Origin of the sequence: Streptomyces sp. CAI-85, from assembly GCF_013363615.1 — a bacterium.
GTDB lineage: Bacteria > Actinomycetota > Actinomycetes > Streptomycetales > Streptomycetaceae > Streptomyces > Streptomyces antibioticus_B.
This window is the reverse complement of sequence record NZ_JAANNX010000012.1, coordinates 1-11,446: the sequence shown is the minus strand read 5'-3', so window position 1 is coordinate 11,446 and position 11,446 is coordinate 1. Positions and strand designations below refer to the sequence as shown.

Below are 11,446 nucleotides of genomic sequence, written 5' to 3'. Positions count from 1 at the left end.
GCGTCGGGGCCGTGACGGGCGACTGATGTCTTCATGAAGAAGGATCAGTTGTTCACGCGGCGCCGCGTGTTGCTCGCCGGCGCCACCGCCGTCGGAGCGGCCGGCACGGCCGGACTGCTCGCGTGGGGCTCGGGCGACAAGCCGGTCCGAGCCGCCGCCCCGGCCGCCGGCGCCCCCGCCCGCGGCGTCCCGCTGAAGCCCTCCGCCTACCGCCTCCAGCCGCTGACCGGATACGGTCCACCGCGCACCGCGCCCGGCCGCACCCCGGTCCGCAGCGAACCCATGCTGAAGATGACCGGCCGCGGCCGCACCATGGTCCTCACCTTCGACGACGGCCCGGACCCCCGCTACACCCCCGGAGTCCTCGACACCCTCGCCGAGTACGACGTACGCGCCATGTTCTTCGTGTGCGGGGAGATGGCCACCGACCACAAGGACCTGCTGGCGCGGATGGCCGACGAAGGGCACGTCGTCGGCAACCACACCTGGTCGCACCCCCTGCTGACCTCGCTCACCCGCCGTCAGATCCGCTCCGAGATGACCCGCACCAGCGAGGTCATCGAGGACGGCTACGGCGAGCCCCCGCGCTGGTTCCGCGCCCCCTACGGCGCCTGGAACCGCACCACCTTCCAGCTCGGCGCCGAACTCGGCATGGAACCCCTGGCCTGGACCGTCGACACCCTCGACTGGACCGCCCCCGGCACCGGCACCATCGTCTCCCGCGTCCAGGACGGCGCCGGACCCGGCGTCGTGGTGCTCTCCCACGACGCCGGCGGCGACCGCTCCCAGAGCGTCGCCGCCCTGCGCCGCTATCTGCCCCGGCTCCTCGACTCCGGCTACCACATCACCGTGCCGCGCCGGCAGTACACCTAGCCACCGCGGCCCCCCGCCCGGCCGGGGTCCGTCAGCGGACCTCGGCCAGGCGGGCGAAGGCGACCACGTTGCCGTCGTAGCCGTTCGCCTTGGAGAAACCGCCGCCGCAGGTGATCACCCGGAGTTCCGGGGTGCCCTTGGAGGCGTAGACGCGGTCACCGGGAAAGTCGTTCTTCGCGAAGACCTCGATGCCGTAGATCTCGAAGACGGCCGTCTTTCCGTCCTGCCGCACCACCTCGACGCGATTGCCCTTCTTCAGGGCCCCGAGTCCGTAGAACACGGCGGGGCCCTGTGTGTTGTCGACATGGCCGACCACGACCGCCGTGCCCTTCTCGCCGGGTGTCACGCCCCCGGTGAACCAGCCGGCCAGATTCGGGTCCTCCGGCGGCGGCGCGGCCACCCAGCCGTCCGCGTCCAGCCCCACCGGCATCACCGGCGCGTCGACCTGGATCGCAGGGATCCGCACCCGGTCGGGCATCCCGTACGGCAGCGCGGCCGGCGCCTTGCCGAACACACCCACACCGGCCCGGCTGTCCGCGGCCGCCGCGGCGGCGGGCTGCGGCGGCCCGATGTCGAATTCCCCCGAGCCGTTGCGGATGAGCGCGAGACCGGTCAGCAGCACCAGCGCTATCACCCCCCAAGGGGCCCGCTTCCGCTGCTGCCGCTCCTCCTCTTCCGCCGCCTCGGACAGCTCATACGCAGACATTCGCCAGCCCCTTTCGACATGGCCGTCGCCACGTCCTTTCGCGCATACGAGAACGCTAATTCCCCGCACGGAAACCGGCGACGGGGGCGACGGCGAACGGGTGGCGCCCCAGCCGTCCGGTGCGCCATCCGAGTTGCCGCCCAAAGTTATTTTCTGACGGTCCGTGACCTGCGGCGATATCGCCGCGCACGCTTTTCCCCCGGCGTGTCCGCTCACCAGGACGGACCATTCTCGAAATGCGGGCGCGCAGACGGCATCTGAGGGTCGTTCCGGGAGGCGCTTTCTCGCCGACACACCGGGGACGGGCCCCGGGGCGCCTTCCGCGGAGGAACACATGCGCAAGCCACGAATCGTGGCGGCCTCGGCGGTCTCGGCCGCCGCGGCCGTCGCTCTCGGCCTGGCCGCCCCGGCGGCCGTCGCCCGGGACGGCATGACCGCCAACCCGAGGAACGTCGTCGTCCAGCCCAGCGTCATCGCCCGCGGCGGCCAGATCACGGTCAGCGTCGACGGCTGCCCGGCCGGCGGTCACATGACCTCGAGCGCCTTCCCGCAGTCGAACCTGACCCCCGTCAACGGTGTCGGCCAGTCCGCCAGGGGCACCGCCACCATCAACGACAACGCCCGCCCGGGTCCCTACGACATCACCGTCTACTGCTCGGGCCAGACGCTGACCGCTCCGGCCGCCTTCACCGTCATCGGCGGTGTCCGCGGCGGCCTCGGCGGCAGCAGCTCCACCGGCGCCACCCCGACCGACATGGCCATCGGCGGCGGCCTGGTCGCCGCGGCCGCGGCCGGCGGCGCCCTGTTCTGGATGCGCCGCCGCTCCGAGCGCCGCGCCTGAGCGGTGTGCCCTCCTTCGCCCCGGAGACCTCCGTGTCTCCGGGGCGAAGCCCTTGCGTCCCACCGGCCGTCAGCCGGCGTCCTCGCCGGTGCGGCGGCGCGAGAAGTGGTACGCGGCACCGAGGGCGCCCGCGATCAGCGCGGCCCCCAGACCGATCTCCTTCAGATCGAACCCGCCGAAACTCCCGCCCTCACCGGCGTGCACCCCGTGGTACGACGGATACGGCAGCGGACTCGGCCGCCCCGAGGCGATCGTCAGATCCTTGACGGCGCTCAGCCCGCCGCAACTGAACGTCACCCGGTACGACGCCCCCGGCTTGGCGTCCCAGTCCACCTCGGCCGCCGCCGAGGACGATCCGCGCGGAATGGTGACCGCGTCGAACACCCCCGACGACACCGTCACATGACTTCTGCACCCGGTGACCTCGCGGTCCACCCGAAGGCTGACCTGCCCGCCCGGCTCCACCAGGGACGGCACCACGCTGTAGCCCGTGGACATGACGTAGTGGTCGTCGTCGCCGATCGCGACGGCGGCCGGGGCGGAGAGGGTCAGGGCGGTCACGCCCAGCAGTGCGGCCGAAGCGACGCGTATCGCGGACATGGTGGAACCTCCGGTACCCGAGGAGCGGCGACGGACCTGTTCCGTTCGCGCCGGAAATGCACCTCGATGACCGAAACGCTAGGAACAGGTGTGCGTCGGCGCGATCGGTGTCGCGCGAATGGGGCACGCGTGTGGGCCGCCCAGGGGACGAACGCTGCTGCGTCCGGGGGACGGTGACGGCGTGGCGCCGCCGTTCCCCGGACCGTCCCCTCACTTCTGCGACACCCCGGGGAAGTGGTGCAGGAAGGGTTCCGCGGAGGCGGTGACCCCCCGGCTGTAGGGCGCGTCGAAGTCCCAGATGAGGAACAGCAGGAACGCGATCAGCGCCGAGAACAGCCCGGCCAGCACGAGTTCTCTGGTGGTGCGCCGGATCTGGAGGGCGAAGACCATGCCGATCGTGATGGCCGCCCCGGCCAGCAGCCCGAACCACACCACCCCGGGCATGGTCGCCCCGGTCGAGCCGGCCCGGGCGTTGCGCGCCTGGTCGGCCGTGGCCATCTGGTCCAGCAGGGGCTGGTACGCCTGCGCCTGGAAGTCGTCCGCGGGCTCGTAGTCGGTGACGTCCTCCCGCAGCCGCGTCAGGAGTTCGTCCCCGCGCTCGGTGACCTCCCCCTTGTCGGCCATCGCCTTCCACTCGACGGTGACGACATGTCCGACGTAGGCGTTGACATCCGCCCGAATGCGGTCACGGACGTCGGGCGGATAGACCCGCACCCGCTCCGAGATCTCGTGCAGCGCCTGGGCCTCGGTCTGGACGTGGTCCTCCGCGACCCCGCGCGCCTCCCAGACCCCGGCGATGGCCAGGCCCAGGACGATGGCGTACACCACGCCGATCCACATCGTCATGTACTCGATGACGTCCGGGGTCTCGGAGGGATCCTCGTCCTCGGCCGCCGTCCGGTGCCGTACGAGGGTCACGGCGATCACCACCGCGCAGGCGGCGAGCATCGCGAAGGTAAGAACAAGCCATTCCGGCAAGAGGGGCCTCCTGGGGTTCTAGCGGGGGCGCAGTGCGGCGACGGCGATCAGGGCGGGGACGGTGATGAGGAGGACGTAGGTGACGGGGGACTGGCCGCCGCCGGTCTGCCGCGGGCGGGGCGGGGAGTGGTAGGCCGGGTAGTGCACCGGGGTCGCCGAAGGCGTGGGCGTGGGTGTCGGTTTGGGGGTGGGGCGCGGTTTCGGGGGCGGGGCGGGTTTCGGGGGTGGCGCGGGGGCGGGGGGTGGTGCCGGCCGGGGTGCCGCGCGGGGTGCGGGCGGGGGTGGTGGCGTCGGACGGGGGACGGGCCGGGGTTTCGGCGGCGGTGTCGGCTTCGGAGGTGGTGTGGGCTCGGGCGGTGGCGGCGTGGGCTTCGGCGGTGGGGGCGGCGGCGGAGGGGGTGGTGGAGGCGGGGGTGGTGGCGGTGGCGGGGGCGGCTCGGGGGGCGGCGGGCACACCGGGGGCGTCGGCTTCTTCGGCCAACCCGGGCCGCCCGAGCCGGTCCAGGCGCTCGCGCCGCCCGTCGTGGAACTGCCGGCGACGGCCACCGCCTCGGTGCCGTCCGGCCCCGTCGAGGCCCAGGCGCACGCGTCGGCCACGGCCACCCCGGCCGGTACCGCCGCGAGCAGCAGAAGGGCGGTCACCAGGGCCGACACCCGGGCGGCGACGGCGGTTCGGGTCGGTTCGGGTCGATGCACGTCGAGATCATGCGGCTTTCCGCAGCCCACCACGCCGGGCCCGGGAGGGGATTGCCCCGATCGGGGGAAGTCCGCGCCCAGGGGTTTGGCGGAAAGAATTTCGCGCCGCCTTTGAACACAACGGGCGCTCGCGTGCGTACCCAGTGCCGTGGGCGGCGCAGCAGGGCGCTGCGACACCCTTAGGACTATCGGGGAGTTGTTGACGATGAAGACCTCCTGGCGGAGCGCCTCACTCGCGGCGAGTGTGGTGGCCGTGCTGACGCTGGCGACGGCGTGCGGTCAGGAAAGCGGTACGTCCGGCTCGAGCGAGAACGTGGGCGCGACCGCCCCGGGCTCGATCGCGGGCGTGGGTGCCGGGTCCGGCGTCGGCGCGGGTGTCGGTGCCGGTGTCACGGAGAGCCCGGGCGGCTCCGACGCGGGTGCCGCGGGCGGCGCGGGCGAACTGGCCATCAGCGCCGCCACCGACCTGGGCAAGATCCTCACCGACGGCAACGGCAAGACGCTCTACCGCTTCGACTCCGACACCGCCGAACCGCCGAAGTCCAACTGCGACGGCGACTGCGCCACCGCCTGGCCCCCGGTCGCCGCCGACGACGTGACGGCCGGCGACGGCATCGACAAGTCGCTGCTCGGCGAGGTGACCCGCTCCGACGGCACCAAGCAGCTCACGGTCGCCGGCTGGCCCGCCTACTACTACGCCAAGGACGCCAACGCCGGTGACACCACCGGCCAGGGCGTGGGCAACAAGTGGTTCGCGCTGACCCCCGAGGGCAAGAAGGCCAAGGCGTCCGGCTCGGGCGGCGGCGGTTCCGAGGCCGGTCTGCCGGGTCTCTCCGTGCGCAACGACCCCAACCTCGGCAAGATCGTCGTCGACAAGAACGGCATGACGGTCTACCGCTTCCTCAAGGACAAGGCCTGGCCCGAGCCGGTCTCCAACTGCAACGGCGCCTGCCTGGACAAGTGGCCCGCCGTCGCCCCGGTCGCCACCGACGACACCAAGGGCGTGCAGAAGAAGGGCCTGATGAGCTTCACCCGCACCGACGGAATCAAGCAGATGACCGTCAACTGCTCCCCGATCTACACCTTCGCCGGTGACAAGTCGCCCGGTGACATCAACGGCCAGGGCGTGGGCGGCCAGTGGTACGCGGTCGCCCCCGACGGAAAGCTGGTCGGCGCCCCGGCGCAGTAAGAGATCACCTCCCCAGGGCTGATCCCCGCAGCCGTCGGCGTCCGACCCCCGGTCCGCCCCCTCCGCGCCGCACGGAGGGGGCGGACCGCTGTGCTGCGGGCGTCCTCCGTATGCGTAGACTTTCGCCGCCCTTCCGGCCACTTCGGAACTCTCCGGAATCCTTCGGTGCTTTTCGGGGCCCTTCGGAGGGCGTCAATTCGGCTCGCGCCGCAGGCAGTGACCGGGAACGGACGGTCAATTTCCGTTTCGGCTCGCCCCTTTGGCGGGCGATCAGTAGCCTCAGCTCGAACACCGGATCGCCTACGCCTTGGAGAGATACATGGAGCGTCCCGCCTGGGCCCCACGGAGCATCGACATCTCGGTGCCCAGTGTCTCGCGGATCTACGACTACTACCTGGGCGGTTCGTACAACTTCGAGGTCGACCGGGAAGCGGCGCGCAAGGCGATGGAGTTCATGCCGGGACTGCCCAAGATCATGCAGGCGAACCGGGCGTTCATGCGGCGCGCGGTGCGCTGGGCGGCGGGCGAGGGCGTCACGCAGTTCCTCGACATCGGCTCGGGCATCCCCACCTTCGGCAACGTCCACGAGGTGGCCCAGGCGGCCCGCCCCGGCGCCCGTGTCGTCTACGTCGACCACGACCCGGTGGCCGTCGCGCACAGCGGGGCCGTACTCGCGGAGAACGCGGACGCCGATGTCGTCGCCGCCGATCTGCGCAAGCCGCGGGAGATCCTCGACAGCCCCCAGGTGCGTGCGCTGATCGACCTGGACCGGCCCGTGGCCCTGCTGCTCGTTGCCATACTGCACTTCGTGGAGGACGCGGACGACCCGTACACGGCGGTGGCCGAGCTGAGCGCGGCGCTGGCGCCCGGCAGCATGCTGGTGCTCACCCATGCCTCGTACGAGGGAATCCCGTTGCCCACCGAGCGGGCCGGGGGCGCGGTGGACGTGTACAAGGACATCCGCAACCCGCTGATCATGCGCTCGCGCGACGAGATCGCGCGGTTCTTCGAGGGGTACGACATGGTGGAACCGGGACTGGTGCCGATGCCCGAGTGGCGGCCGGACACCGCACCGGAGGACGAGGATCCCTATGCCTTCTCCGGGTTCGCCGGCGTGGGGCGTACGGCGTGACCGCGGAGCCGGACGGGCCGGAGGACAGACTGCGCCGCTTCGCGACGATCTGGAGCCGGGCCGTGTTCCCGGTGACCTCGACCTCGCTGACCCGGCCGGAGTTCGAGCGGCAACTGCTGCCGCTGGCACGGCGGTTGCGTGCCGGACTGCTGGCGCGGTCCTTCGACGCCGACACCGGCAAGGAGGTCGGCGCGGCCCTCGTCGAGGCGCACTGCACGGACCCCGAGGCGCTGAGCCGGGCGCTGGACTGCGTGGACGCGTATCTGGTGCTGTACTGCGGCGAGGACGGCCCGCAGGAGGAGCTGCGCACCCGCGCCTCGCGTCTCCAGCACGCGATGGCCGCCGGGTACGCGCAGGCGCTGCGCGAGCGGACGCTGGCCGAGCAGGAGGCCATCGCCCGGGCCGCGTTGCAGGCCCAGGGCGTGGTGGCGCAGGCGCTGCACGCCACGGAGGCCCGGTTCCGCGCGGTGTTCGAGGGCGCGGCGATAGGGATCGGCATCTCCGACCTGGAGGGCAACCTCCTGGAGTGCAACGGCGCGATGCTGCGGATGTTCGGCGGGTCCGAGCAGACGGTGCGCGGCCGCAACGTCCGTGACTGGACGCACGCCGAGGACGCCCCGCAGGTCTGGCGGCTCTACGAGGAGCTGGTGCGCGGCGAACGCGAGCACTACCACACGGAGAAGGCGTTCTACCGGCCGGACGGCACGGTGCTGTGGACCAATCTGACGGTCTCCCTGCTGCGGGACGCCGACGGCCGGCCGCAGTACCAGCTCGCGCTGATGGAGGACACCACCGAGCGCCGGCTGCTCAACCTGCGGCTGCGCTACGAGGCGACCCATGACGCGCTGACCGGGCTGCCCAACCGCACGCTGTTCTTCGAGCGGCTGGAGAAGGTGCTGAGCGCCGGTGGGGACCAGCGGTTCGGGCTGTGCTACCTCGACCTGGACGGCTTCAAGACCATCAACGACAGTCTCGGCCACGCGGCCGGCGACCGGCTGCTGGTCGAGGTCGCCGACCGGCTCCAGTCCTGTGCGACGGCGCCCGGCGAGATGGTCGCGCGGCTCGGCGGCGACGAGTTCGTGGCGCTGACCACCGGTCCCGACACCGACCGCGAGGTGGACGAACTCGCCACCCGGATCCAGAACGCGCTGGTGGCGCCGGTGCGCATCGACGGCCGCGAGCTGACGGTGCGCGGCAGCATCGGCATCGTGGAGGGACCGGCGGCCGAGCGCAGTCCGGCGGAGGTGCTGCGCAGCGCCGACATCACGATGTACCGGGCCAAGTCGGCGGGCGGCAACCGCTTCGAGCTGGCCGACCCCGAGGCCGACGCCCGCGCGATCACCCGGCACGGGCTGACCACCGCGCTGCCGGCCGCGCTGGAGCGCGGGGAGTTCTTCATCGAGTACCAGCCGCTGGTGCATCTCGGCGACGGCGGGGTGCGCGGTGCGGAGGCGCTGGTGCGGTGGCTGCATCCGCAGCACGGGGTGCTCGGGCCCGACCGGTTCATCCCGCTCGCCGAGCACACCGGGCTGATCGTGCCGCTGGGGCGCTGGGTGCTGGAGCAGGCGGTGGACCAGGCCCGGCAGTGGCGCGAGCGGTCCGGGGACACCGATCCGGTGCGGATCAACGTCAACCTGTCGCCGTGCCAGCTCACTCATCCCGGTCTGGTGCAGGACACGGTCGACATCCTGGAGCGGGCGGGCGTCTCGCCGCGCGTGCTGTGCCTGGAGGTGACCGAGTCGGCGCTGATCGGCGCCGACGACGATCTGCTCAAGCCGCTGCGCCGGCTCGCCGAGATGGGCGTCGACATCGCCCTGGACGACTTCGGCACCGGCTACTCCAACCTCGCCAATCTGCGCCGGCTGCCGGTGAGCGTCCTCAAGCTGGACCGCTCCTTCACCCAGGGCATGCAGCAGTTTCCCGCCGATCCCGTCGACCTCAAGATCGTCGAGGGGATCGTCTCCCTGGCCCACAGCCTGGACCTCGCGGTCACGGTGGAGGGCGTGGAGACCGGCGCCCAGGCCGAACAACTCCGCCTCCTCGGCTGCGACACGGCCCAGGGCTGGTACTACGCCCGCCCGGGCCCCCCGGACCGCCTCCACGAACTGGCACTGGTGGACGCGGCGGGCTGAGACGCGGGCTGAGACGGGGCCTTCTTCAGGGTGGGTGAGGCGGGGCTTCTTGAGGAGGGGGAGTGTCCCCGCCGGGAAGCCCCCTTCCCCTCCCCGGCGTCACCGCTCCAGCAGCATCCGCTGCAACTCCCTCGCCGCTCTCGGCGGAGCCACGTCGCTGCGGTGGGCCAAAGCGATCGTGCGGTGGAGGCCGGGGCGGGCGAGGGGGGTGACGCGGAGGCCGAGGCCCGAGCGGGCGGCGACCATGCGGGGGACGACCGCCACGCCGAGGCCCGCCCGGACGAAGCCCAGGACCGCGTCCATCTCGCCGCCCTCCACCGCGAAGTCCGGCTCGAACCCCTCCGCCCGGCACGCGGCGACGGTCAGTTCCCGCAGGTCGTAGCCGTGCCGGAACATCACGAGCCGTTCGCCCTCCAGATCGGCGACATGGACCGCGCGCCGCCCCTCGCCCGGCCGGGGCGACTCGGGCGAGGACACCACGACCAGGTCCTCCCGCAGCAGCTCCACCGTGGTCAGCGCCGGGGACGGTGTCGGCAGCGGCAGGACGACCAGCGCCAGATCGAGGGCGCCGCGGGCCAGCTCCCGCACCAGGTCGTGCGAGCCGCCCTCCTCGATCAGCAGCCGGATGCCCGGATAGCGGTCGTGGAAGGCGCGCAGCACGTCCGGCAGCAGGCCCGTGCACAGACTCGGGGTCGCCCCCAGCCGTACCCGGCCGGCCCGCAACTGCACCAGTTCCTGCACCTCGTAGCGCGCGGTCTCGGTGTCCGCGAGGATCCGCCGGGCCAGCGGCAGCAGCGCCTCGCCCGCGTCGGTGAGCGTGATGTTGCCACGCGCCCGCTGGAAGAGATCGGCCCCCAGCTCCCGCTCCAGCGCCCGGATCTGCTGGGACAGCGAGGGCTGGGCGACATGGACCAGCTCGGCGGCCCGGGTGAAGTGCCGGGTCTCGGCGACCGCCACGAAGTACTGGAGCTGCTGGAACTGCATCCAGCCATGATAGGCACGGCCTATCGAAACGAGCCGGACCATGTCTTGGACCGATGGGGCCGTTCGGCCCTAGCGTCGGCGGCATGGCTCTGGCAACGCGGACGGACCGACGGCCGTCGATGGCGCGCACGGTGTGGAACTCCACCGTCGGCAAGAAGACCGTGATGGCCGTCAGCGGCCTGATCATGCTGCTGTACCTGGTCGTCCACATGATCGGAAACCTGAAGATCTTCTTCGGGGCGGGCGAGTTCAACCACTACGCGCACTGGCTGCGCACGGTCGGCGAACCGTTCATGCACTACGAGTGGACGCTCTGGCTGGTCCGGATCGTGCTGGTGGCCGCCGTCGTCGCCCACGCCGTCTCCGCCTACCAGCTCAGCCGCCGCGACATCCGGGCCCGCCCCACCCAGTACGTGCACAAGAAGGCGCGGGCGAGCTACGCCACCCGCACCATGCGCTGGGGCGGCATCATCCTCGCGCTCTTCATCGTCTGGCACGTGCTGGACCTCACGACCGGCACCGTGCACAGCGGCGGCTTCCAGGAGGGCCACCCCTACCAGAACGTCGTGGACACCTTCTCCACCTGGTACGGCAACGTCATCTACATCGTCGCGATGCTCGCCGTCGGGCTGCACGTCCGGCACGGCTTCTGGAGTGCCGCCCAGACCCTCGGCGCCGGCAGCCGCAGCCGCGACCGCGCCCTGAAGGCCACGGCCAACGTCCTCGCGCTGGTGCTCACGGCCGGCTTCATCGCCGTACCCGTGGGCGTCATGACCGGAGTGGTGAGCTGAACATGACTACCGACTACACCGCCTACACGACCGGCGCACCGGTCGTCGACACCAAGGCCCCCGCGGGACCCGTCGCCGAACGCTGGGACACGCGCCGCTTCGAGGCCAAGCTCGTCAACCCCGCCAACCGGCGCAAGCACACCGTGATCGTCGTCGGCACCGGCCTCGCCGGCGGCTCCGCGGGCGCCACCCTCGCCGAACAGGGCTACCACGTCGTCCAGTTCTGCTACCAGGACTCCCCGCGCCGCGCCCACTCGATCGCCGCGCAGGGCGGTATCAACGCCGCGAAGAACTACCGCAACGACGGCGACTCCGTCCACCGGCTGTTCTACGACACCGTCAAGGGCGGCGACTTCCGCGCCCGCGAGTCCAATGTGCACCGCCTCGCGCAGATCTCCGTCGAGATCATCGACCAGTGCGTGGCCCAGGGCGTGCCCTTCGCCCGCGAGTACGGCGGACTCCTCGACACCCGCTCCTTCGGCGGCGTCCAGGTCTCCCGCACGTTCTACGCCCGCGGCCAGACC

General features: G+C 72.0%; 12 protein-coding genes. 7 read left to right on the top strand and 5 right to left on the bottom strand.

Annotation, left to right across the window (positions count from 1 at the left end):
- Nucleotides 1-33: 33 nt before the first annotated feature.
- A complete protein-coding gene (locus G6W55_RS16470) occupies nucleotides 34-873 on the top strand; it encodes a polysaccharide deacetylase family protein (protein ID WP_078636163.1) in 840 nt (279 codons plus the stop codon).
- Between the two features lie 31 nt (nucleotides 874-904).
- Here the strand turns inward: G6W55_RS16470 and G6W55_RS16465 are convergent, their stop codons facing one another.
- Entirely contained in the window at nucleotides 905-1,579 is a 675-nt protein-coding gene (locus tag G6W55_RS16465; RefSeq protein WP_030798144.1) for a class F sortase, read from the bottom strand.
- A 334-nt stretch (nucleotides 1,580-1,913) separates the two neighbouring features.
- On the opposite strand from G6W55_RS16465, the gene G6W55_RS16460 reads away from it, so the two are divergent.
- On the top strand, nucleotides 1,914-2,420 hold the full coding sequence (locus tag G6W55_RS16460; protein WP_078636165.1) for a hypothetical protein: 507 nt from the start codon (nucleotides 1,914-1,916) through the stop codon (nucleotides 2,418-2,420).
- A gap of 69 nt (nucleotides 2,421-2,489) precedes the next feature.
- Here the strand turns inward: G6W55_RS16460 and G6W55_RS16455 are convergent, their stop codons facing one another.
- The 3 genes from G6W55_RS16455 to G6W55_RS39270 form a co-directional block, all read right to left on the bottom strand.
- The gene (locus G6W55_RS16455) at nucleotides 2,490-3,020 is read right to left on the bottom strand and encodes a hypothetical protein (protein ID WP_030798149.1); all 531 of its coding nucleotides are present in this window, start codon (nucleotides 3,018-3,020) and stop codon (nucleotides 2,490-2,492) included.
- 210 nt (nucleotides 3,021-3,230) lie between these two features.
- Nucleotides 3,231-3,998, bottom strand: a complete 768-nt coding sequence (locus tag G6W55_RS16450) for a DUF4239 domain-containing protein (protein WP_175521605.1) — start codon at nucleotides 3,996-3,998, stop codon at nucleotides 3,231-3,233.
- Nucleotides 3,999-4,016: 18 nt separating this feature from the next.
- Complete coding sequence (locus tag G6W55_RS39270; protein WP_256861377.1) at nucleotides 4,017-4,145, bottom strand: hypothetical protein; 129 nt, start codon at nucleotides 4,143-4,145, stop codon at nucleotides 4,017-4,019.
- Between the two features lie 754 nt (nucleotides 4,146-4,899).
- On the opposite strand from G6W55_RS39270, the gene G6W55_RS16445 reads away from it, so the two are divergent.
- The 3 genes from G6W55_RS16445 to G6W55_RS16435 all read left to right on the top strand — a co-directional run bounded on the left by G6W55_RS16445 (nucleotide 4,900) and on the right by G6W55_RS16435 (nucleotide 9,147).
- Nucleotides 4,900-5,883, top strand: a complete 984-nt coding sequence (locus G6W55_RS16445) for an SCO0930 family lipoprotein (protein ID WP_175521604.1) — start codon at nucleotides 4,900-4,902, stop codon at nucleotides 5,881-5,883.
- A 319-nt stretch (nucleotides 5,884-6,202) separates the two neighbouring features.
- Nucleotides 6,203-7,015 carry an SAM-dependent methyltransferase gene (locus tag G6W55_RS16440; protein ID WP_175521603.1) on the top strand — a complete coding sequence of 271 codons (813 nt, stop codon included), beginning with the start codon at nucleotides 6,203-6,205 and terminating at the stop codon, nucleotides 7,013-7,015.
- Nucleotides 7,012-9,147, top strand: coding sequence for an EAL domain-containing protein (locus G6W55_RS16435; protein ID WP_175521602.1), 2,136 nt, complete (start codon nucleotides 7,012-7,014; stop codon nucleotides 9,145-9,147). The genes G6W55_RS16440 and G6W55_RS16435 overlap by 4 nt, the downstream gene beginning before the upstream one ends.
- A gap of 99 nt (nucleotides 9,148-9,246) precedes the next feature.
- On the opposite strand, the gene G6W55_RS16430 is transcribed toward G6W55_RS16435, so the two are convergent.
- Nucleotides 9,247-10,131, bottom strand: a complete 885-nt coding sequence (locus G6W55_RS16430) for a LysR family transcriptional regulator (RefSeq protein ID WP_078636170.1) — start codon at nucleotides 10,129-10,131, stop codon at nucleotides 9,247-9,249.
- Between the two features lie 119 nt (nucleotides 10,132-10,250).
- On the opposite strand from G6W55_RS16430, the gene G6W55_RS16425 reads away from it, so the two are divergent.
- Both G6W55_RS16425 and G6W55_RS16420 read left to right on the top strand, forming a co-directional pair.
- Nucleotides 10,251-10,922 (top strand): succinate dehydrogenase, encoded by a 672-nt coding sequence (locus tag G6W55_RS16425; protein WP_078636171.1) that lies wholly within the window; start codon nucleotides 10,251-10,253, stop codon nucleotides 10,920-10,922.
- Between the two features lie 2 nt (nucleotides 10,923-10,924).
- Nucleotides 10,925-11,446: FAD-binding protein (locus tag G6W55_RS16420; RefSeq protein WP_175521601.1), on the top strand; the 522-nt coding region annotated here is incomplete at its 3' end.

Coding starts and splice junctions, on each gene's coding strand:
- G6W55_RS16470 (WP_078636163.1), top strand. CDS start 34: ATGAAGAAGGATCAGTTGTTCACGCGGCGCCGCGTGTTGCTCGCCGGC.
- G6W55_RS16465 (WP_030798144.1), bottom strand. CDS start 1,579: ATGTCTGCGTATGAGCTGTCCGAGGCGGCGGAAGAGGAGGAGCGGCAG.
- G6W55_RS16460 (WP_078636165.1), top strand. CDS start 1,914: ATGCGCAAGCCACGAATCGTGGCGGCCTCGGCGGTCTCGGCCGCCGCG.
- G6W55_RS16455 (WP_030798149.1), bottom strand. CDS start 3,020: ATGTCCGCGATACGCGTCGCTTCGGCCGCACTGCTGGGCGTGACCGCC.
- G6W55_RS16445 (WP_175521604.1), top strand. CDS start 4,900: ATGAAGACCTCCTGGCGGAGCGCCTCACTCGCGGCGAGTGTGGTGGCC.
- G6W55_RS16440 (WP_175521603.1), top strand. CDS start 6,203: ATGGAGCGTCCCGCCTGGGCCCCACGGAGCATCGACATCTCGGTGCCC.
- G6W55_RS16430 (WP_078636170.1), bottom strand. CDS start 10,131: ATGCAGTTCCAGCAGCTCCAGTACTTCGTGGCGGTCGCCGAGACCCGG.
- G6W55_RS16425 (WP_078636171.1), top strand. CDS start 10,251: ATGGCGCGCACGGTGTGGAACTCCACCGTCGGCAAGAAGACCGTGATG.